Annotated in this window: 10 protein-coding genes; 1 reads left to right on the top strand and 9 read right to left on the bottom strand. The window is 40.8% G+C overall.

The annotated features are described in order from the left end of the window. Positions 1-49: 49 nt before the first annotated feature. The 5 genes from L6494_RS07620 to L6494_RS07595 all read right to left on the bottom strand — a co-directional run bounded on the left by L6494_RS07620 (position 50) and on the right by L6494_RS07595 (position 7,301). Positions 50-1,273, bottom strand: coding sequence for a glycosyltransferase family 2 protein (locus tag L6494_RS07620; protein WP_237993398.1), 1,224 nt, complete (start codon positions 1,271-1,273; stop codon positions 50-52). Positions 1,274-1,413: 140 nt separating this feature from the next. Next, the gene (locus L6494_RS07615; protein WP_237993395.1) at positions 1,414-2,652 is read right to left on the bottom strand and encodes a glycosyltransferase; all 1,239 of its coding nucleotides are present in this window, start codon (positions 2,650-2,652) and stop codon (positions 1,414-1,416) included. Between the two features lie 225 nt (positions 2,653-2,877). Beyond that, entirely contained in the window at positions 2,878-3,447 is a 570-nt protein-coding gene (locus L6494_RS07610; protein WP_237993393.1) for a serine O-acetyltransferase, read from the bottom strand. A gap of 81 nt (positions 3,448-3,528) precedes the next feature. After that, the gene (locus tag L6494_RS07605) at positions 3,529-5,724 is read right to left on the bottom strand and encodes a GumC family protein (RefSeq protein WP_237993391.1); all 2,196 of its coding nucleotides are present in this window, start codon (positions 5,722-5,724) and stop codon (positions 3,529-3,531) included. Positions 5,725-6,272: 548 nt separating this feature from the next. Next, entirely contained in the window at positions 6,273-7,301 is a 1,029-nt protein-coding gene (locus L6494_RS07595) for a WecB/TagA/CpsF family glycosyltransferase (protein ID WP_442946985.1), read from the bottom strand. Positions 7,302-8,175: 874 nt separating this feature from the next. On the opposite strand from L6494_RS07595, the gene L6494_RS07590 reads away from it, so the two are divergent. Continuing rightward, the gene (locus L6494_RS07590; RefSeq protein ID WP_237993382.1) at positions 8,176-9,189 is read left to right on the top strand and encodes an anti-sigma factor antagonist; all 1,014 of its coding nucleotides are present in this window, start codon (positions 8,176-8,178) and stop codon (positions 9,187-9,189) included. Positions 9,190-9,363: 174 nt separating this feature from the next. On the opposite strand, the gene L6494_RS07585 is transcribed toward L6494_RS07590, so the two are convergent. The 4 genes from L6494_RS07585 to L6494_RS07570 all read right to left on the bottom strand — a co-directional run bounded on the left by L6494_RS07585 (position 9,364) and on the right by L6494_RS07570 (position 24,124). Continuing rightward, a complete protein-coding gene (locus tag L6494_RS07585) occupies positions 9,364-13,650 on the bottom strand; it encodes a non-ribosomal peptide synthetase (RefSeq protein WP_237993374.1) in 4,287 nt (1,428 codons plus the stop codon). A 180-nt stretch (positions 13,651-13,830) separates the two neighbouring features. Next, positions 13,831-18,366: a class I SAM-dependent methyltransferase gene (locus tag L6494_RS07580; protein WP_237993363.1), complete on the bottom strand. Its 4,536-nt coding sequence runs from the start codon at positions 18,364-18,366 to the stop codon at positions 13,831-13,833. Between the two features lie 28 nt (positions 18,367-18,394). Next, a complete protein-coding gene (locus L6494_RS07575) occupies positions 18,395-18,892 on the bottom strand; it encodes a hypothetical protein (protein ID WP_237993352.1) in 498 nt (165 codons plus the stop codon). 297 nt (positions 18,893-19,189) lie between these two features. Beyond that, the gene (locus L6494_RS07570; protein WP_237993350.1) at positions 19,190-24,124 is read right to left on the bottom strand and encodes a type I polyketide synthase; all 4,935 of its coding nucleotides are present in this window, start codon (positions 24,122-24,124) and stop codon (positions 19,190-19,192) included.

Here is a 24,124-nt window from a genome sequence, read left to right as displayed (position 1 = left end):
CTTACCCATTGAGACAGTGAAACATTATTTCACTTTATACTGAAATCGACTATGAGTCGGAAATTTTTACTGAGTCTCTTTGTGTCCTAATCCATAAGCTTTGAGGTTGAATGAGAAACTTGAGATAAAGAGGAATTTTCCAGAAAATATACACAGGGATAATTAAAAGTTGCAACAAAGGTAAATCATTACGCCCAAATTTCATCCAAGCGATGAGAATCGCACTCAGCAAAAACCAACCAGCTGTAGCTAAACAAACTGCTGGCAGCCATAATGCTGTTAATGCAGCGAAAAGTAAAGAAACTGTCATCAGTGATAACCACATCATGATTAACAAAGATAGAGGTGGAATGCTCAAGTCTAGGGCACTGAAAAATAAATCTAACCTTCTTTGCTTTACTGATGCTTCCATGAGCATGGGTACATAGGTGAGTAGCGTCTTTAAGTGACCATGCTCCCAACGGGTTCTTTGACTTTTAGCGGCTTGTGTTTGTTGTGGTAATGGGGAAGTAACATTGGCTTCTGGGCAAAATATGGGAGGATATCCAGCTATACTCAAATCTAAGCCCAGTTTCATGTCTTCCACTATGTAACCACTGGCTAAATCAGCTGAACGAATTACAGACCAAGGAAAAGCCATACCAGTTCCAGTTAACAAACAAGGAAGTCCCAGGCTGGCTGAAGCGCGAAGACGAACTAAATTCTTGACTTTGAAGGCAAATACTGATACTGATTCTTTGGGACTGGGATTGCTTGATTTTTCTATTAAGTAGGTAGCTTGTACAGGATGTTGTGTGGCGATCGCATACTGAATTAACTTCTCAATCGCACCTGGTTCAACTTTACAGTCGGCATCAAAAAACAAAACTATATCTGGTGGATCTGGCTCTATAAATCTCAAGCCATAATCTAAAGCGTACCCCTTGCCCAAATGAATAGGATCGTCACGCTCAATGACTGTAGCACCAACTCCACGAGCAATTTCTGCTGTTTTATCAGTACAATTATCTGCAATTACAACTAGCTGATGTTGAGTTGTTAACTGCGACTTTATATCTGATAGTGTTGAATAAATTAATGTTTCTTCGTTGTGTGCTGGAATCAAAACTGTTGCTTTTTTATCCTGCCAATTGTGTCCATGAATTTGCAAATTTGTGGGAAAGAGAGCCGCAATACATTCTACAAACAGAACTAAACTTAAAATTAGTAAACATACTGCGCTTACTAATAAGACCGCATAAGTCAATAAATTCAAGCATTGGTGAATAGTCATTTTTTTATTTGATATAATTTAGTTCTTATTAGCCTTCACTATTCTTACTACTATTATTAGAACTGACTTTGGCAACGCTCTGTTCCGAGGATGGACTGTGGTAGTAAAGGTAGTTAGGCTCTTGTGAAATATCGACATCATTAGCAATAGTTTATATTTAGATAGTGCTTAATTAAATCACTGCGATTTTGGTATAAAGACTGCTCATCAAACTGTTGACCAGAAAGTGCAGCGTTTAGAATTATTTCTTTTAATTTTGCTCGGTCTGAATTGAGTTCCACTATCACATCAGCTAGCTTCTGCCAGTTGTTAATCGGTACGAATACACCACCACCATATTTAGACACAATTTCTTCTGGATAGAGGCTACTATAACCGACAATAGGACAACCAGAAACTAAAGACTCAGTTAAGCATCTAGCAGATTCTGGCGTTTTGTGACAGAATAAAAATATATGATGCTTTTTCATATATTCCAAAACTTGTTTGTAATCACCAACAAATCCAGTCAAATGAACTTTATCGGCAATACCTAACTTATCAGCAAGAGACTTCATATCTGAAAGAAGTGGTCCATCACCTACCCAAGTAGCTTTCAAATGAATCCCAGCTTTACAAAGATGGTGTATTACTCGCAACCAATCCAATGGACCCTTCATTTCTGTCGCTCTTCCTACATAACAAATCAGCAATGGTTCACCATGTGATAATGATTGAATTTTTAAGTTAAGGTTGGAAGAATCAATTTGATCTGACTTTTGCGTGTGAGTTTGGTAAATACAATAGGAATTTTTGCAGAAAGATGAATATGCCGAATAGCAATCTTGTCCTTGGAAAAGACCCAACTGACTACGACGACATAAATATCTCTGGTAAGGTTTGAGCAATGGTAGTAACAACAAATTTTTGAGTAACTGTTTTAGTGGTCTTGTCTTCAGTGACTCTTGTTTCAATAAAGTTCTACTGATGACTTCGTATTCAACCCGATCTGTCCAAACAGCATAAGGGCGTTTGAGTTTGATAGCTTTTAAACAAGCGATAGCTCCCCAATCTCCTATAACTCCACTGAGTACAAAACAAAGATACTGACACTCTTGTATCTTGGCACTTAATAGCTGACTGGTAGTTTTGTAAGTCTGAATGAAATCTTGAATTTTATAAGCATAAGGCAATGGAACTAATTCCACTCTATCTGCACAGGGTAAATCAGTGATGGCTTGCCATATAATAGAAGTTTTGCTGGTAGCAACAAGGTGTTCTGGTACTACAGGGCAAGCTAAAACAACGCGATCAAAATTTTCTACCCAGCGAACTAAACCTTTGCAAGCTTGATCATCCAACTTTATTTGTCCTTCGACTATCCGAAATGGCCCGGGCATAACTAAGAAAATTCCCTGTTTCATAATTCAGATTGTTATGTAAAAACTAAAAATGAGTTTGGCAAATTACTAAAGTTCACTTCTGAATGTACAGTACTATATCCCGCTATAGTCAAATCGAATCCAAGTTTCATAAATTAGTAAACATACTGCACTTACTAATAAGACCGAATAAGTCAATAAATTTAAGCATTGGTTAATAGTCATTTTTTTATTTGATATAATTTAGTTCTTGTTAGCCTTAACTATTCTTGCAGGTATACCAACAGCAGTAGCTCCTGCTGGAACATCTTCAAGCACTACGGCATTAGCACCGATATTTGCGCCTTCTCCTACTGTCACATTGCCAAAAATTTTGGCCCCAGCACCAACATTAACCCGTTTACTCAACTGCGGAGCATCAAAAGGACGCTCAAGATAACGGTTGCCTAAAGTCACACCTTGACGAATAATGCTGTCATCACCTATGGAACAATAGCCATGAATTATGATCGCTCCTTGATGTTCAATAATCACTCGGCGACCAAGCTTGACTGTATAAGGTAATTCAATACCATAAGTATTACGAATCTTACGATATAGCATTTTATAGAGAAGACTAAAGGGTGCGCGTAATATCTTGGATTTAATACCCATTATCCATACTCCCAAACGATGAGATGCTACTGCCCTAAATCCTGGTTTAGTCCAGTCTCGTCCATGAGCAATCCAATCCTCTTGAATCTGCTGCCAAACATTTAACTGGGGAAGTTGTTTTTGGTTGATATCTCCTTCTAACTCTATTGATGCACTCATAATTTAAGCTCTTATTCTTGCTTACTTGATAAAGTATATTTTGTTGCTATTATCACCTTAAGTATGATTAATCATTGAGAATTAAGTTTTCATAATAGTATTATTAGAACTGACTTTGGCAACGCTCTGTTCCGAGGATGAACTGTGGTAGTAAAGGTAGTTAGGTTCTTGTGAAATATCGACATCATTAGCAACAATACCCAAAACATTTACTTCAGAGCGTGACAATAAAGACTTGGCAGCAGTTACACTAGCTGAATCTACAAAACCAATTCTTGCTACTACTAGAACTCCATCTGCTAACTTACTTAAAACTGCTGCATCAGCATTACCAAGTAAAGGTGGCGTATCAAAAACTATGTAGTCATATTTTCTGGACAACCTATCAATGAGGTTCTTCATTGCCTCTGAATCAATCAAAGCCAGAGGATTAGGTGGTATAACTCCACTTGTCAATACAGATAAGCTTGGAGTAACTTCTTGAACTGTGTCTGAGAGATACTCTTGATCTACCACAACATTACTTAACCCTATGGAATTGATTAGATTCCATAGGTGATGTTGAGATGGGCGACGCATATCTGCATCCATTAACAATACTCGTCGTCCTGTCTGAGCTATAACTGCTGCTAAATTGGCAGCAATTTCGGATTTTCCTTCGCCAGCAATGGAACTTGTAACTGCGATTGTCTGAATTTTTTTATCTAAGCTAATAAACTTTAAATTAGCCTGAAGCATACCAAATGATTCGTGAATCATTGAACGAGGAGAAGTTTCCACAATCACTCGTCTGGTAGTTTCACTAAAAGCAGTATTTTCTGAGTTTTCTTTATGCGTAATATTACTATTTTCAAAAGCAGGAATTAGCCCTAACAAAGTATACCTAAAAATCTCTTCTGCTTCCTTGGCAGTCTTAATTCTTCTATCAATTATATCGACTAAAAATGCAAATGCTACCCCAAACGATAATCCTCCGAATACTGCCGCTCCTAAAATTAATGTTTTCCTTCTACTCGCTGTTGGACTACTATAAACTTCAGCATATTCTAAAATACGGGCATTACCTATAGTTTGGCTTTCTATTATTTTAATTTCTTGAAATTTTGTCAAAAGATTCTCATAATTCTTTTGGGCGATTAATAACCTTTGTTCTAGCTCTCTGTGTTTTTTTTCTAGATTTGGTATTGCTGCTAGTCTCTGATTATAAGCTAATTTTAGATTAGATAAAGATGTAATTCTTCTTGCTAATCCTAAGCGTTGTGACTGCAATTGTCCTAATTCTAAAGAGAACTGTCTTTTTATGTCGCCAACTTGTAATTTAGCTGTTTGAATCTGAAGTGGGTATCCTACATACTCAGTAATCCTTTCTTCCAATAAAGAATTTAAGGCTTTTTCCTGATTTTTGAGGTTAATAATAATTGGGTTTTCGTCTGTATAACGTGTTTGTTGAACTTTTAACTGGGTTTGAATTTTCTGAAGTTCAACTAAGGCTTCTTGTACACCAGCAGCTTGACTGAGGGAGGAAATTTCTATGGCTTTATCTGCTGGTAAATTTATTTGACTAAGTATTTGTTTCTCTCGTGTAATTGCCTCTGCTAGTTGAGCCTGAGCATTGTTTAAGTCAGCATCAATGCTAATCGTATTTTTTACTAGCCCACTGCTTTCCTCTTGGAGATTGACAATCTTATTTTGAGTTTTAAACTGTAGAAATGCTTTTTGAGCTTCCTCTAATTCCGCCTTAGCTCCTGGTAATTGTTTGGCAATAAATTCACCTGCTGCCATCACTTCTGATCGGTTAGTCAAAATATTATTGGCAATGTAAGACTTCATCACCTGGTTTACTAAAGCTTCTGCCAAGTAGGGGTCTTCAGATACATATCCAACTGTAAGACCGTCTGTGCCTGTAATTGGTTCAACCTTAATATTAACTGACTCAAGCTTCAGCCGTTCGCCTTTTTCATCTTTTAGATTTAGTGAACTGATTACCTCTTCTAGGATGGGTTTAGACTTGACTAGCAAAGATTGTGTGGCGAGAGGGTTAGATCCTATTGATTCTAAATCTCCTATTTTTCCTCCAATTCCAGTCAAGGATGAGGTTCTATTCATTTGAAACAGCAATTTACCAGTTGCTTCATAGCTTCTAGGTTGCTTGACAGAAATAACTCCACCCAATGTAGCAAAAACAACAAAAACTCCTGCAATGACTAACCAGCGACGTTTGAGAACCAGCAGATATTTTTGAATATCTATTTCTTCGGTAAAGTTCGTAGTCTCCATACAAGTTACTTAATTTATGAACAGGTTATAAATATCTCAGAAAGTTTTGACATGAGTAGCTCTAGATTATATTAATACCTTTGAGCAAAATTTAGAACTAATGAGAAAAGTACCCCAAATAACTTTAAGTTGCTTTTGGACTTTTCCCTGCTCTGTGTACTCACATACATAATTCACTAAGTAGGTAGGCATGATTAAATGTAAGGTATCTTTGCGACGCGGGATAAAGCAATCACAAAGACTGAGATTGCTTCGTTTCTCTCTACAAGACTCTAGGAGTAACACCTTGGGAGTCAAGATACACGTCAGCATCGCGTAGGGAACGCAATGACATTGTATATTATATCTATAATACCCTCATCTACTTAGCTACTTTTTCATGATGTCTAATAACCTAACAAATCTTGTTGACCATAGGGCAAATTGTTTCATTTACCTCGAACTCTTTACAAAGAAACAGAAGTTGCTATCTACTGCGTATCCTTTATGGATTCTTGATTTGGTAATACTTGCACAGTATTAACTATGTAATGTTAACTATATAAGGCTTATGAAGATTTGGCTAATAAAACTTCTACCTCTGGTATTACATATTTCTGGATCTGTTTCTGTACAGTTTGTTCGATTTCTGCCAGGGTAGTCGTTTCTTCGACGGGAGCATCTTCATATAATATTTTGGCGATCGCCTGTATATGTTCTTGCAGAGCGGCTTCTTTTTCTGGAGTCATCTGTAAGTCCTCATTACTGGAGGTAATTTGGTCTCTGATCTGAAATATTTTTGACAACGTTTTCTTCTTCCAGTTGTCGATATCGCCTTGGGGAGCATCTGACCAAGGATTACTGTAAAGGTTTAGTCTTTGTTGCAATATCAAAAGTAAGAAGGGGATAGCATCAAAAACATATCGTTTCCACAGTCTCTTAGGCTCACTAATTAGTCTATAAAGCCATTCTAGCCCCACTTCACTCATCCATCGTGGCGATCGCTTGACATAACCTGCTTCAAAATCAATGGTTGCGCCAATAGCCAAAAATATTTTGATTTTCTTTAATTGTTGTTTATATTTAGCAATCCAAATTTCCTGCTTGGGAGCACCTACACCAATTGCTAAAACCGTAGCCTCTGAAGCATTGATGAGATTGATAATTTCCTCACATTCTTGCTCATTTTTCTCAAATCCAAAGGATGGTGAATGGGCTGCGACAACTATATTACGCCCAATTCTCGCATTAATTTTTCTTTGAGCAGTCTTAACTACTTCTGATTGAGAACCCAGTAAAAAGATTTTAATATTCTCATTGTGCCGATAATAGTTACAAAAAGCTGGAAACAAATCTGAACCTGCTATTTTTTCTTTGACCGGATTATTCAAAAAATGAGAAGCGTACAACACAATTTTGCTATCACAAACTATGTAATCAGCTTTTTGATAAACAGAATAAAATTGTTGTTTTTTCTGTAATTGCATAATGTGATTCACGTTGGGAGTGAACACAACACCGCCATATTCTAACTTTTGCAACAACTCCATCATTGTGATGTTGTTGATAGCCACATTCAGCACCTTGGATTGTTTCATAAATACTCTCGAAATTGGAACTAATTTATTTGTTAGAAAATATTTACTGTTTAGAGGTTGTTTGAAAAGTCTGTTTCTTTGTCATGTTGAATGGAGAGTAGCGGAATGTTTGCTGAAAGCCTTCCCGCAGGGTAACATCTCGGTATGTGCCACAAAGCCTAGATTCTTTCCTGCGGAACGCTGCGCGAACCTTCCAGTTCCTACACTTTGCTCAGGACTCCAGTCAGAATGACATTTTTATACCTCCTGAAACTTTTCAAACAACCTCTTAGTCTAATCGATATTTTTAATGGTAATCAGACTACCACCTAATTCCTTTAAAAATGGGGGTTAGAGGGATAAGTAGTTGCTTAACATCACAGAAAAACACTTTTCACATAACCTGTACACAAAGGTAATTTGGTGTTTTTACAACATGACTTGGCTAATTGACTTTCCATTTCTTCACAATTACAAAAAACTCACGATAAAATAAATCTTCGACTATTGTAAATAGTCTTTCCTTTTAAACTTACAATCATTTTTACTTATGTAATTACCCAAGTACTAAGATACCATGTTTTAAAGGTTACTTTGAAAGGTTGCTCAAAAATATCTGCACTTTACTAAAATTTTATATTGTTATCAGTAAAATCTTTATATTTTTTCCTAAATTCATAACATAGGTTTGTAAAAATCTGTACTTTACCCAAGGTTTATGGGTTTGTACTAGATTGGTAGTAACGATAAATTGAAATCTTGCCTTGAAAAAATCCGTGTATCTCACATTTGCAAAAATAAAATATGGTATTGTTAAGTACAACAGGTAGCTCTTGAAGCCTGGATAGAGCATTAAGTAATTTTCCACACATAAATATTTAGCAGATTAAATCATATGGAAGCGATAGTGCCGACATTTGTAACTAGCAACCTAAGCGAGGTCAATTTTCCCATCACAAGATCAGGCTCAACATTCACAATAAAGATACCTGGGAAGTTTAGCGTATTTGAAGCAGTAAGCTTGAAGCAAGTCTGCCAAGAGATAATTCAAGGAGAGACTCATCCCAGGGAAGTTATTATTGACTTCGAGCAAACCACTTTTATGGATAGTAGTGGTTTAGGAGCTTTAATTGCTACTTGGAAAACCACCCAAGAAAAGGGAATTCTCATGTTCCTACGGAATGTTACACCGCAGGTTTTAGCAGTTCTCAATTTGACTGGACTAGATACAGTTTTTTCTATTGAGTCTAGTAATGAAAAATTGCCTATAGCCGCCGATAAAGAGCAACTACCGACGACTCATCCCTCTGTAGGATCCTGGATTAAAAGATTTATAGATATTATCGGGGCTTTAATAGGTTTGGTGATCACAGGAGTTTTATTTATTCCCCTGGTAATTGCTATTCAAATTGACAATCCAGGACCCATTTTCTTTGGTCAAACTCGTTGTGGTTGGATGGGAAAGCCGTTCAAAATTTGGAAGTTTCGCTCTATGTGTATAGATGCAGAAGCGAAAAAATCCCAAGTTAAAAATCAAGTACAGGGTGCTTTTTTTAAGAATGAAAATGATCCCAGAATTACGCGTGTAGGTAGATTTATTCGGCGAACCAGCATTGATGAGTTACCACAATTTTGGAACGTATTGACAGGAGATATGAGCCTAGTAGGGACTAGACCTCCTACACCCGATGAAGTAGAACAATATGAAGTACCGGAATGGCAGCGTTTGGATGTAAAACCAGGAATGACTGGAGAATGGCAAGTGAATGGACGTTCTACAGTCCGCAGTTTTGAAGATGTAATTCGCTTAGATTTGCTCTATCAAAAAAACTGGAGTCTGATGTACGATTTGAAGCTAATTTTCAAAACTGTTGCCATTGTGTTTAATAAAAATAGTGGTGCTTACTGAGTCATTTATCTCCAGTGAATTGAGAATTCACTGGAGATTTAAACTTCTTTCATACTACTCCCCTCCTGACCTCTCTGCAACACCAGGACGAACTGCTTTCTTTCTTCTCTTGTAAACCAAGAATCCCACGGCTTTAAGCTGTGGGATTGTCAAATTAGATATATCTACTAGCGTCTAATCTGTTCTAACTGCATTGATATGAGCTTGTATTTTCTCAGCTACTAACTGAACATACGGTTCTTGCAGCATACTAGAATGCCCGGCAGGTACATCATGAACTTCAACTTCCTTTGTTACTCGTTTACCCCAACCCAACAGAGGATCAAGGACGAGTTCAATTGTAGGGGTATCATCAATTGATGTGCCATCAAAGATGCTAGTTTTTTTCATCGCCCTGAAGAGCAGTAAATCTCCTACACACATTCCTTGAGGTACATAGCGTTTTTGCGCCCACATCAGCACTTTTCGCACAGAAAGGCTCTGCAAAAATTCGGGTAAGGGGATATCTTTCTTTAAAGAGTAGCTCAATAATATGAGCTGAATGCGATCGCTAATCTGCTCTACTAGCTTTTGTGACTCATAAATAGTCAAGTTGACAGCTTTTTGACTGATTTGCTTCAACGCATATATAAACTGTTCATGCAGTTTAAGATAGGTATTGCTTTTGAGCATGGTTGTAACCCTGTTTAAACGCTGCTCAGTAAAATAATCGGTTCGTTTAGGAACTTCAACATCTGCCGAATCTAGCAGCGCAAGCATCTCGATTTTCTGCCCTTGCTTTTGCAGTTGCAGAGCTATCTCAAAGGCTAAGACACCCCCTATACAAAGACCACCTAGGAAATAAGGACCCTGGGGTTGCACCTGACGAATTTGCTCAATGTAATAACTTGCTATATCTTCAATCCGGGTATGGAAGATGGGAAGTCCATCACTATCATAGGGTTGAACGCCATACACAGGAGTGCCTGTTTGTAGATAATAAGCCAAAGAACGATAGAGTAATATTTCACCATCCCCATCATGAATCAGAAAGACAGGAGGTGTTTTATCTCCTGCTCTCAGTAGGACAACTACATCCCGATTAGAGATAGTTTTTGGTGATGGAGCAAGAAATTCGCCTAATTGTGAAATCGTAGGAGAGCTTAAAATTGTACTCAGAGGTATCTTTTTGCCAAAACACGCCTCAATTTTACTTACTAATGGCACAGTCAAAAGCGAATGACCACCTAGCTCAAAGAAATTATCGTGGATTCCTACCCGCTCCAACTTTAGAACCTCTGCCCAAATTTCTGCCAATTGCTGTTCTACAGGTGTGTGAGGTGCTACATAGGTTAATGATGACTGGGGGGTCAATACTTCTGGGTTAGGTAAAGCGCGGCGATTAACTTCACCATTTGCAGTTAAAGGTAGAGATTCTAGGAAGACAAAATCTGAAGGTATTAAGTGATCTGGCAGTGTGTGAGCCAGAAAACTTTGCAAGTCCTCACTGTTAATTGTCTGTTCTGGTTGGGGGACAATATAAGCAATTAAACGTTGATGTCTAGGAGTTGTTTCAGCCGTTACTACCACTTGAGTGATGGCTTGATGTTGGTTGATTAAAGCTTCTATCTCTCCTAAATCCACGCGAAAACCGTTGATTTTGGCTTGTTTATCACTGCATCCCAAATACTCGATATTACCATCTGGTAAATAACGGCCTAAATCTCCAGTTCTGTAAAGTCTCTTACCTTTTGATTCCTCAAAGGGGTTAGGAATAAATTTCTTAGTAGTTAATTCAGGATGATTCCCATAACCTTGAGCAACACCAATACCACCAATATAAATTTCCCCAGGAACGCCTATTGGTAAGGGCTGTAATAAATGATCAAGGATATAAATTTGAGTATTGGCAATGGGTTTACCAATAGGAATTTCTGTCTTCTGATTAATAGACATGGTAGCACTTTCTGGGCTATAAACAGTCGCCGTAAGTGTGGTTTCCATTGAACCATAGCCATTGAGCCATTGCACTTGCTCCCCAAATAGTTTTACCCAAGTTTGATAAGCTGTTTGTGCAACTTTTTCTCCACCAACCATGACCAGACGTAGACTATTGGGTAAGGGTTGTGGCGATAGGTTTAAATCATTAACTAACTCATACCAAAAAGCAGTAGGTATATTAACCACAGTAATTTTTTGTTGAGCTATCAACTCTAAAAACTCTGGGATGGAGTTTTCGATATTTGGCGGTTGAAGCACCGCAGTTGCACCACTAATCCAACTGGGGAAGAGGGATTCGATGATTGCATGATGATGTTTAGCCGCAAATACCAAAACGCCATCGCGGTTGGTCAATTGCCAAGTTTTATCAATTGCTAGACTATGACCAACCAAATTGCTGTGGTTAAGGACTATGCTTTTGGTTGGTCCCGTGAGACTAGGTAAATACATTACACAGGCGTGGTTTGCAGATGTTACCTGAGTGATAGGATTTTTTGAATTATGGGCAGCGATGACTGGCCAGTCAGTGTCTAGGCTAATCACTCTCCCATCATAGATGGGTAAACCATTTTGAGTTAATAACAGGGAAATTGGAGCATTTTTTAGATCAACTGGATCGAGTAAGGTGTAAGCTGCACCTGCTTTGAGGACAGCTAAAATCGCCACAGCCATTTCTAAGGATGGCTGTATACAAATGCCTACTAGTATTTCTGGTTTAATCTCCAAACTGATCAGATAATGGGCTAGTTGATTAGCTCGCTGGTTTAACTCTGCATAAGTCAACTGTTGCTGACCGACTATGAGAGCGATCGCATTAGGGTTGTCTTTGACCTGTACCTCAAATAATTGATGTAGACATTCAGTGGTAAGGTAATCTACTTGAGTTTTGTTGCAATCTACCAATAATTGCTGCTTTTCTTCAGTTTTCAGTAGTGGCAGTTTGGCAAGACTGCAATCTGGGTTAGTAGCGATATTTTCCAGCAGCACTTGAAAACATTCCAGCATCCGCGCGATGGAAGATCCTTCAAACAAATCCTGATTGTATTCAAACACTGCTCGCAACCCTTGATCTGTTTCTCGCATCACGAGGCTCAAATCAAACTTGGTTTCTCCGACGTAGACATAACCAAATAAAGAAGTGATGGTGAGTTCTGGCAATTCTATCTTGGATAAACTATTTTCACCCTTCCAAGGGGGGTTGAGCGCAAATAGTACCTGCAATAAAGGTAAACGTCCCCAACGAGATTTTTTACCTAGTTCGTCAGTTAGTTTCTCAAAAGGCACATTTTGATAGGTATCAGCTTCTAGGGCAGCATTGCGGACTTGTTTCAGGAATTGGCGAAAGCTGATACTATCCTTAAGGCTAGTACGCAATGCCAAAGTTTTGGTAAAAGGGCCTATGAGTTGTTCTACTTCTACCTGAGTGCGTCCTCCGTGGGAAAAACTAAGCAGGATGTCTTCTTGTCCTGTGTAGCGATAAAGCAGCACTTTAAATGCTGCCATCAGGGTCATGAATAAGGTACATCCCTCCTGTTGACTGAAGTTATTTAGGGCATCGCTTAAAGATGGTGGCAACATCATATAACTGCGAGACCCACGATAACTTAAAACTGGAGGACGGGGATAATCAGTAGTTAGTGGCAAGGGAAATAAATCACCACTGAGTTTTTGCTGCCAGTAGTCTATCTCCGGCTTAAGCAGATCCCCTTGCAAACATTGGCGTTGCCAGTGGGCAAAGTCTCCATACTGAATTGGTAGTGGAGGCAATGGGGAGGACTGATTGGCACAAAACGCTTGATACAAGGCGACTAATTCTCGAAAGAAAATATCACAAGAAGTGCCATCACAGACAATCCGGTCGAGATTGACGATGAGAATATATTCGTCTACGTGGAGGCGAAACAGGCTCAGACGTACTAGAGGGTCTTTGTCTAAATCAAAGGGACGACGAATATCTTCTTCGGCGAGGCGTTTTGCCTCAGTTTCGATTTGTTCGGGGGGCAGTTTTTGTAAGTCTGTCACATTTAAAGGCAAGCTCATTTCAGGCTTGATCTGCTGCATCGGTTGCCCATCAACGATCGCAAAAGTAGTACGTAGAATTTCGTGCCGCCGGATTATCTCATTTTGACTCCATTCTAGAGCTTCCAGGTTGAGTTTACCTTGGAGACGGTAGATATAGGGCATATTGTTGATGGGGCTGTCTGGCTCTAACTGATGCTGCAACCAGAGGCGTTCTTGGGAGAAAGATAGGGGCAAACTGCCATCTTTGGAGATTGTGACTATTTGGGGTAGATTGGCAACTTTGGCAGCACTAACTTTCTGTAAAAATGACAAGATTTCGGTTTTGCGGTCTTTGAGTTCAATCAGCATTTCTGAACTCAATACATCTTTAGCGGCACGATAGCGGAGGCGATCGCCATCGACCCATAATTTTACGTCCAGCTGATGCAATTCATATAAAAAAGTATCAATTGTTTTCATACAGTCATCCTCAAAAATCATGAGAAAAAAAGTTGTTTAAAGTTTGGCAGGCGCAAAAACTGGCGTTGTATCACAGAGAGATAAATTTAGGCAGGTAGAGACAGAGATGGCTAAATCATCTGTCTGCAACCTGCCCATAACTAGTTAATAGAAGAAATCAGTTTTCTCAGGCATGGATGACTATATTTCTCCTTCTTCGTAATTTTCTGCCAAATCTGACTGTGGAGGCTGCCAAGTGGCGGTAGTCATGCGAATCACTTCTACACGTTTGGTTAAATCAGCGATCGTTGGTACTTCAAATAAGGTGGACAAAGGCAATTTGACTTGAAAAGTTTGGTAAAGACGAGCCATTACCTGTGTTCCCAGTAAAGAATGTCCTCCCAACTCAAAGAAGTTGTTGTAAATTCCCACACGCTCTAACCGCAGGACTTGTGACCAAATATCAGCAATTTGCTGTTCGGCGGGGGTACTGGGTGCTACATAGTTTCCTTCTAGGGCTAGGCGGACGCGATCTGGTTTGGGGAGGGCTTTCCGATCCACTTTGCCATTAGGGGTAAGTGGCATGGACTCTAGGATCATGAATGTCGCCGGTACCATGTATTCCGGTAACTGCTCTTTCAGGAATTGGCGTAATTCAGGAATCAGTTGCTCATTGTCAGCTTGTTTGAGCATGGGGCTATTGGCATAAGCAGCCCAAGACAGCAAATCTTTTTGTTGGGATAGGGGAGATACGATATTAATTGCTTGTGCAGATTTCTGATCTAGTCGACTGAAAACTGCTTCCATATAGCCATCTTTAGCTGTGTCTGACCATCTGATATCAACTTTATAGGACAAGTCTTTCCCTAAATTCCAAAGATATTCAGGATCGATACCTGGTGAGACGGTCTCCAGTTTGGCTTGTAAGTCGCCTACTGTCGCCAATGTCTGGTCTTGTTTGAGCAACGCTAAAGCTTGCACTTCTTTTTGAATCCGGGCATTGGGAATACTGCTTAGACAATAGTATTCAGGTTGAGTAGCTTCCAGAACGCGGCGGACTTCAGTTAGGGTTAATTGTTCATCCAGCCAATCGTGCCATGTTGGTGCAGAGTTGAGATTTTCTAGCGTGCCAATGTACAAGAACACATCATAGTGGAACTGAGTGGTTTCGTTCCATAAACTACCCTGACGCAATTGGCAATCAATATGTGCGATCGCGGGAATTTTCTGTTTCAAGGCATAGAAGAAACCGGGATCAACAACCAGTTCATCTTCATTACGGACTCGATTTTCCACAACACCTTTTAATGTATTAATGGGCATCGATGCCGGTGAACGCTTCAGCTGATCCATCGTATGGTAAGTTTCCAGCAACCCATAACTCTGGACATCACCAATATAAATCCAACCACCTGTTTTGACTGCTGCTACAGCTTTTTCTATAACTTGTAATAAATAGTCAGCGTTGGGAAAATACTGCACGACTGAGTGAATGATCACTGTATCGAAAGCATTGGCCTCAATACCGCCAAAATCATCAGCTGGTCTATGATCAAGAACAACTTCCGGTAAGTTTTTCTGAGTTGTTTCTACTTGTTGCCGTAATGCTTGGATGGCTGGAGCAGCATAGTCTGTTCCCATGTAATATGTGCATTGTGGTGCAACTTCCAGTAATATCTGTCCAGTTCCACACCCAATTTCCATCACCCGACTAGGTTTGAGAGCCAGAATTCTCTCTACAGTTTGATCTAGCCACTCTTGGGCTTGTTGCTCAAAACCATCTTGATTAGTGAACTGCTTGATGATAGCAACATCGCTGAGAGTTTGGTTTTGTAGAGCTTCCGCCGAAGTATTATCTAAAGCTGATTGATAGAGTAAGTCCCATCGTTGATTCCAGTCTTGGACGTGTTGATTACTGATAGTCGCGTTCCCTGACAAATCAATATCAGACGCTTGTTTGGCAACTAAGTAACCGACTAAAGTTTTATCCTCTGGGATATCTTCACGGACGACGACAACTGCTTCCTTAACAGCTGGATGTTGTGCCATCACAGCTTCAATTTCACCCAATTCGATCCGAAAACCTCGTACCTTTACCTGATAGTCGATACGACCGAGGTATTCAATTTCTCCATTGGGCAAATAGCGGACTAAATCGCCTGTTTTGTATAGACGTGATTGAATATCTGCACTTAAAGGATTAGGGATAAATCTTTCGGTCGTCAAATCTGGGCGGTTGAGATATCCCCTAGCCAGTCCTGAACCACCAATGTACAACTCACCAGGGATACCGATGGGAACGGGTTGTAAATGGGAGTCTAAAATGTAGGTCTGAGTGTTGGCTACAGGACGACCGATGCTAATTGGTTTGTCACCTGTAGTTACTTGACAACCAGTAGCCCAAATGGTTGTTTCTGTAGGCCCGTAAAGATTCCACAGTGCTGCACCTTGGGGTAACAATTGGTTGGCGAGTTCTCTGGGTAAGGCTTCTCCTGTGGAAATCATCTTCAACTGCGGACTACCCTGCCAGCCGGCTGCTAGTAGCAGTCGCCAAGTGATAGGAGTGGGCTGCATGAAGGTGACATTGTGAGTAGTGAGCAGTTTTAATAGTTGATTGCCATCAGCAGCAGCAGCACGGCTGGCTAACACCAATTTTGCCCCAACACTCAGGGGGAGAAAGATTTCTGATACAGCAATGTCAAAGGATAAGCTAGTGACTGAAAGCAGGGTATCTTGAGCGGTTAAACCAGGAGTTTGCTGAATGCTGTGGAGAAGATTAACTGCGTTCTGATGCTCAATTTGTACACCTTTGGGTTGACCTGTCGAGCCGGATGTATAGATGAGGTAGGCTAAGTTATCAGGTGTGACATTACTGCTGGGATTCGGCAATTGTGCTTGTGCGCTTTGCTTGTCACCATCTAGGTAAATTATTTGGGCTTGATGCTGGGGTAGGCTGTTTGTGAGATGCTCTTGTGTCAGCAGCACTGGGATTTGAGCATCTTGCAACATGAAAGTTAAACGGTCTTGGGGATAAGTGTAATCTAAGGGTAGGTATGCTCCCCCAGCTTTGAGGATGGCTAACACTCCCACGACCATTTCTAAGCAGCGTTCGACGCACAAACCCACTAGTACCTCTGGCCCGACACCCAAACTTTGCAGATGATGAGCTAACTGATTGGTGCGCTGATTGAGTTCTTGGTAGGTTAATTGCTGATCTTCAAATATTACTGCGATCGCCTCTGGAGTTTTTTCTACCTGGGCTTCAAATAGCTGGTGAATACAGAGATGCTCAGGATAGTTAGCTGTAGTATTGTTCCATGCTGCTAACAGGTTTTGTTCATCTTGAGGCAGCAGAGGCAATTTGGCAATAGTTTGATGGGGATTGGCAACTATACCTTGTAATAAAGTTTCCAATTCTGCCAAGCGGCGGCGGACAGTTGCAGCATCAAATAAATTAGTATTGTACTGACATTCCAAGAACAGTTTGCCACCTAATTCTGTCGCATTGAGATATATCTCAAAGTTCTCGAAGGAACGGGGGTTAGTGTAAAAGTCTACCTCTAAGCCAGCAAAGGGTAGCTTTTTAGTATCTAAGCCCTGATCAATATTAAATATAATTGGTACTAAAGGAATGCGACTAGAATCTCTCGTCAACACTAATTTCTTAACTAGACTACCAAAGGTAAATTGTTGATGATCGTAGGCATCTAAAACTACTGATCGCCGTGTTTGCAAGTAGTCGCTAAAAGATATTTCACTATTAATCTGTGTACGCAGTGGTAATAAATTAACACAATGTCCTACTAGATTATACTGCCCAGAAGCAGCTTGTCCTGCGGCTGGAATACCCACAACTAAGTCATTTTGTCCGGTGAGGCGATGCAGCCAGACCTCAAATCCTGTGAGGATAGTGGTCATAAAACTACAACCAAATTGCGTTCCTAGTTGTTTGAGGCTGGTAACTAGTTCGGCTGAAAATTGCCAATCTTCACGCGCCGAGTTAAAGGTTCTCAATGGTGGGCGTTGACGATCTGTAGGAAAATCTACTAGAGGTACTGAGTCTGAGAATTGGTCTAACCAATATTGTTCTGTAGCGATCGCTTCTGAAGTTTGTTCTTCTTCTTCCTGTAAGTTGGCGTACTGGCTAAATATATCTGGTGTTTCTAAATCAGGAGTAAGACCTTGCACCAAAGCAGAATAAATCTGAGCTAGCTCCGGCATTAACACTCCCCAAGACCAACCATCACAAATAATATGATGGGCAGTTAAAGTCACTAGATGTTGGTCGGGATGCAGTTTGATAATTTTTGCGCGAAATAGGGGGCCATGTTCTAAATCAAAGGGTTGCTCTACTTCTTGTTTTAAGAGTTTAGCTAATTTTATATCTCGCTCTGACAACTCTAGTGCAGAAAGGTCAATTATAGGGATATCAATTGTTAACCTACTTACAATGCAGAGTGTATTACCATCGGTACTCAAGGTAGTCCTTAAAGCTTCATGGTATTCGATTAGCTGTTGGAGTGCAGACTGGAAACACGCTAGATTTAGTTGCCCTTTTAGCTGTAGAGATTGGGACTCATTATAAGCACAATTAGCAGCATCCCCCATCTGCACAGAAGCCCAAATTTCTTTTTGAGATTCGGTAGCAGGAGCAGTTAATAATAATTCTCCTGCGGCAAATGGATCAAAATCAACAGCAGTTACTTTATCTTGGGAATTTATCGAAAACAAACTCATACATCCACCTCAAATGATTAATGCCAAACTATTGATGATAAATATATTTCTTAACTAAATTGATATCCTTTAGATAACTACGTATAGGCATCTCTATGAATCTATAAATCATGGATGCACTTAGTAATATAACAAACGTAAATAATGATAATGATATTAAAGACTGATATTCATTAAAATCACTACCAAAATTTACATTAAATTTATAGAACCACAGCAGCTTTAATAATTCCTGGATAAACCAATGCACCATGTAGATTGAGTAAGATATTGCTCCTAAATATAAGATAGAAGAGGAATTAAGAATTTTTGCAATTAACCCTTTTGTATTGCTAGATAAAGACAAGATTAGAAGAGAGAAAGCTGGTAAGGAAATCCAGTCATGAATACTACGAACCGTTCCCACCGAATCACTCCAATTGTATTGCACCAATTGTGGCAAGCCATAATAAGAAAAATGGTGTATGACAATGATTAAGGCAGCAATACCACGCAGGGAAGTCAGCGATTTGATGTATTTAGACATTGGGCTTTTTAACCTTGTATGAATTAATTAACGCTTTACCCGCTTCAAGATTTTTATAAAGGTCTTGATTCTCATCACACCTAAACGAATTAACTCATGCTTATTTGCTGGCTTATGCTTGACAAAAATCCTATTAATCAGATTTTAATGTTGTCTGATAGTAGAGATGTTAATGTCGATTTATGGGAGTTTAATTTCTGATTATTTAAGGACATTTGTTAGTCTGGATTGCTAAATAGTTTTTACTAAATTTTCACAAGATATTTCTTTGGGCTTTATCGCCCAAAGAACCAGAATTTAGGCAACACCTGCTATTTGTAAGTATTTACCTGGTCTTTCAGGATCGGGAATATACCAAGCTGGGTTTCCTTCGGGATCTCGCCCTAATTTTGCGCCTGGTTGGGGTGGTTGATTACGCAGAGTGCTGTTGGTAGTTTGAGTTGCAGGAAAAAAACCAGCAGCTTGGATCTGAGCAATACTTTCTTTAAAGACTTTCATTGCGAAGGCTAGGTCAGTCTCAGAATGAGATGTGGTCAAGAAGCAAGGACGATGATCCCAAATATGCACTCCTTTTTCCCGCATGAGGTAAAATAGCAAGTCGCCGTAAGAAAACTCTGGTGCAGACTTGACCATGAACAGCGAACCGAAATTATGAACGGTGTATGGGGCTTGCATTTGCTGGAAATAGCCCATTAGTTCGGTGACAAACTTATCGGTTCTAGCATTGAGGTTTTGCTGCAAGCTGGGGCCACTCTGTTGTAAGTGCTGAAGTACCGCTTTCGCCGCCGCTAATGCTAAAGGATGGCGGACAAAAGTGCCTGCAAAGTAAGTTACACCGACTTCTGGGACGGAATCATCGCCATATTGCCAAAAACCACCATCTAAGGCATCCATGTATTTTGATGTTCCAGCAATCACGCCTATTGGTAAGCCACCACCAACAATCTTACCGTAGGTTGCAATGTCGGCTTTAATACCAAAATGAGCTTGTGCGCCACCAGGATGAATTCTAAAGCCGGTGACAATTTCATCAAAAATCAGGGGAATATCTTCTTGTTCTGTGAATTGACGCAACTGTTGGAGTAATTCTTTTGGTTGGTATTCAGGACGACGACTTTGGACAGATTCCACCATTACACCAGCTAATTCATCAGCCCGACTTTTGAGAATCTCTAAAGCATCAGGCGCATCATAGTCAATCACCAAGATATTATCTACTTTTTCTTGGGGAATACCGGGAGATGCTGGAATTGAGCGAAGTTTTTTTGTACCCCGTACAATGACTTCATCTAAGATGCCATGATAAGCTCCAGAGAAGATGGCGATTAAGTTCCGTCCTGTAATAGTACGTGCCAAGCGCATTGCCCCTAAGACTGCTTCTGAACCCGTGTTACAAAAGGCGGCGCGGTCAAAGTTGGTAATTTCACACATCAGCTTGGCAACTTCTCCCACCAACGGAGTTTGAGGGCCAATTTCCATGCCGAGTTTGAGTTGGGCTTCAATGGCTTCGGTCACGAAAGCAGGCGACCAACCAAACAAATTCAAACCAAAGCCATTACTTAAATCGACATATTCATTGCCGTCAACATCCCAGAGTTTAGAACCTGATGACCGAGATGTGACAATGGGGTAAACCATTTCTTTCATCAGGGGGTTAAAACCAGAAACACTTCTGGGGTCTGCCAAATGGGAACGATTAGCTTGAGTATATTCTTTAGATTTTTGAGTTTTTTGGGTATATGTTTGAATAAGTTTGTCTAGATAGGTGCGTTGTTGGGGTGTTAAAGTTTTGGTTTGAGTGGTTTCGATGCGAGCTGCTGCACCAAATGCCTTTTTAGGAGCAGTATCTTGGGTCTCTTTTGGTTCTGGTTGTTGACTAGTTTGGCTGGTCGAGTTTTGTGGTTGGAAATCGTTATTTTGGAGATTGACAACTGGCATGGAGACAGATTGACTGTGATTAGTATTACCCAACAGTGCCAGTTGTTGAGCCATAATTTGTAGCTGCTGATTAATTACACCCTCTAAGGCGTTGGCTGTCGCAGGTGGCAGGGAAATCTGGGGTGTAGAACCATTTTTTGACCCGTTTGTTAAGCCATTACCATTCTGTGATCCGTTTGTAGATGCTGTGGGTACTGTCATCATTGGCGGTGGGGTAGAACCATTTTTACCATTTGAGCCGTTGCTAGAAACTTCATGTACTTCTGCGGTGGGTGATGTGGTTTTAGGGGGAACTAATGCAGATAAAGCTGCGGGAGATAAGCTTTGCTCGATAAAGCCAGCCAATGTTGCTAAATCGGGGTAAACCTCTAGTAATTGTCTGAGTGTGACTTTAACTTGGAATTTTTTCTTTAGTGCTAGCCCTACTTGTGTGAGAGACAAAGAATCTAATCCCATTTCTAGAAATGTGGTTGATGGGTCTACACCAGCGATTTCCAGTCCAGAGGTTGCTTCGATAATTTCTTGCAGCAGGGAAATAAGCTTGGTTTGGGCTGACATAGTTTGGGTATTTTGTAATTGAGAATGGGTTGGTTGGGAATTAGTTGTGCGATTGGGATGGGGTAGAGGATCAATCCAAAAGCGTTGGCGTTCAAAGGGATATGTAGGTAGCGGAATTCGCCGCCGTCTTTCTCCTTGATAGAAGTTGTTCCAGTCAATGGTGACTCCTGTAAGCCACAGTTGTCCTACTGCTTGGAGTAAGGCAGTCCATTCTGCTTCGTTATCTGCGTTGTCACTAAGGGAAGGGATTACTATTTGCTGTTTAATATCTTTAGCTTGTTGCTTTGCTAGGGTGGTGGTGGTTGTCCTCGGACCAACTTCTAATAAGACCCGTGCTGGCTGCTGCCATAGGGTTTTTACTCCATCAGCAAATTTGACTGTTTGGCGTAGATGCTTAGACCAGTACATGGGATCTGTAGCTTGCTCAGTCGTAATCCAGTCACCTGTAACTGTAGAGACAAAGGGAATTTGCGGTGGTGATAGTTTAACTTGCTTGACTACTTCAGCAAAGGGGGTGACGATCGCCTCCATCATGGGAGAATGGAAGGCATGGGAAGTGTGTAAACGGCGACAAGCAATTTCTGCTGCCTCCAGTTGTGTTTGCAACTTGGCGATCGCTTCATTTGTTCCAGAAACTACACACAACCCAGGGCTATTAATGGCGGCGATCGCTAGTTCCCCATGCAATTTTTTCTCTAATTCTGGGGCTGGTAATTTCACTGATAGCATTGCCCCGCCTGGTAACTCCCACATCAGCCGACCGCGAGTAGCTACCAACATCAGTGCATCTTCTAAGCTGAATACACCAGCAATACAAGCGGCGACAAATTCCCCAATACTATGACCAATCATGGCTTGTGGCTTGACTCCCCAATTTTGCCACAGTTGCGCTAGGGCATATTCAATTACGAATAATGCAGGTTGAGTAAAGCGGGTTTGTTGCAGTGTGATTGCTGCCGTTTCTTTGTCTGCTGCTACTGGATAAATGATTTCTCGCAAATCTTTACCCAATAGAGGTTTCAGAATTTCTGCACATTCATCTACTACTTCCTGAAACACAGTTTCGCGGCTGTAGAGATTAAATCCCATGTTGAGGTATTGCGATCCTTGTCCGGGAAACATGAAGGCAATTTCGGGATCACGGATTTCTGTGTGGCGGGTAAACACCCGTTTGGAATCTAAAGATTGTAGTGAGCCAATCGCCTCTGTGGTGTTTTGACAAACTACAAAGCGTCGATAACTAAAGGCTTTACGCCCTCGTTGTAGAGTGTGAGCAACATCAGGTAAGTTAATAGTGGTCTGATTTTGCAGATGTTGCTGCAAATTTTGGGTAGCTGTTTCTAAGGCTGCACTGGTTTTAGCCGAGAGTAATAGTAGCTGTCGGGGTCGGGATAGGCTAGAAGGCGGTATTGATGGTGCTTCTTCTAGGACTACATGAGCATTAGTTCCACCCACACCAAAGGAACTCACACCAGCACGGCGGGGAGTTTCTCCCTCTGGCCAAGCAGTGAGTTTTGTGTTGACGTAAAAAGGACTGTTGGCAAAGTCAATTTTGGGGTTGGGAGTCTTAAAATTTAGGCTGGGGGGAATTTGTTGGTGATAGAGGGAAAGAGCGGTTTTAATCAACCCGGCTACCCCAGCCGCCGCTACTAAATGTCCCACATTACTTTTGAGTGAACCGATCGCACAAAATTGTTTAGCATCTGTATGGATGCGGAAGGCTTGGGTCAAAGCCTCAATTTCAATGGGATCACCTAGGGGTGTGGCAGTACCGTGAGTTTCAATATAAGAAATAGTTTCGGGGTGAAAGTTAGCGTAGGCTTGAGCCATAGCAATGGCTTCGGCTTGGCCATCGACACTAGGAGCAGTAAAACTTACTTTGTCAGCACCATCATTATTGATACCAAAGCCCCGAATCACGGCATAAATGCGATCGCCATCGTGCAGTGCATCTTCTAGACGTTTCAGCACCACTAAGCCCGCGCCATTATTGAACATTGTGCCTTGAGATTTGGCATCGAAGGGACGACAATGACCATCACTAGATAGCATTGTGCCTTCTTGAGCGATATACCCACTGTTTTGGGGTGTAGTCATGGACACACCACCAGCCAAGGCCATATCGCACTGATAGTTGACTAAGCCTTGACAAGCTTGAATAACTGCCACCAGGGAAGTAGAACAAGCCGTACTGATGCTCACAGCCGGTCCTTTGAGGTTGAGCTTATAGGCGGCGCGGGTGGTCAAAAAGTCTTTTTCATTGGCGAGCATGGTCTGGAATTCACCGACGCGATCGATAATTTCCCGACGACCACAGATGTGGTTAGCAAAATAGGTATTTTGACCGCAACCAGCATACAGACCTATTAAGCTATTGTATGATTCTGACTCGTAACCGGCATTTTCTAGAGCTTCATATGCTAGTTCCAAAAAAATTCGGCTTTGGGGGTCCATCACTTCCGCTTCTCTGGGATTAATTCCAAAGAAGGCGGCATCAAAGGTTTCTCCACCAGGGAGAATTCCTCTAGCTTTTACATAACTAGGATCTTGAAGCAGATGCGGATCAATACTAGGATCTATTTCCTCTGCTTGAAAAAACGTAGTTGACTCTTTGCCGGTACAAAGATTTCCCCAAAATTCATCAACGTTCTTTGCACCGGGGAATCTGCCCACAATGCCTACAATCGCAACACCATCAAGAGAATCTTGGTTTTCCACTTCTTGCGTATTTACCAT

This window comes from Nostoc sp. UHCC 0870 (assembly GCF_022063185.1).
Classification (GTDB): domain Bacteria; phylum Cyanobacteriota; class Cyanobacteriia; order Cyanobacteriales; family Nostocaceae; genus Trichormus.
The sequence above is the reverse complement of the archived record's forward strand: the minus strand, read 5'-3'. Positions and strand labels throughout refer to the sequence as shown.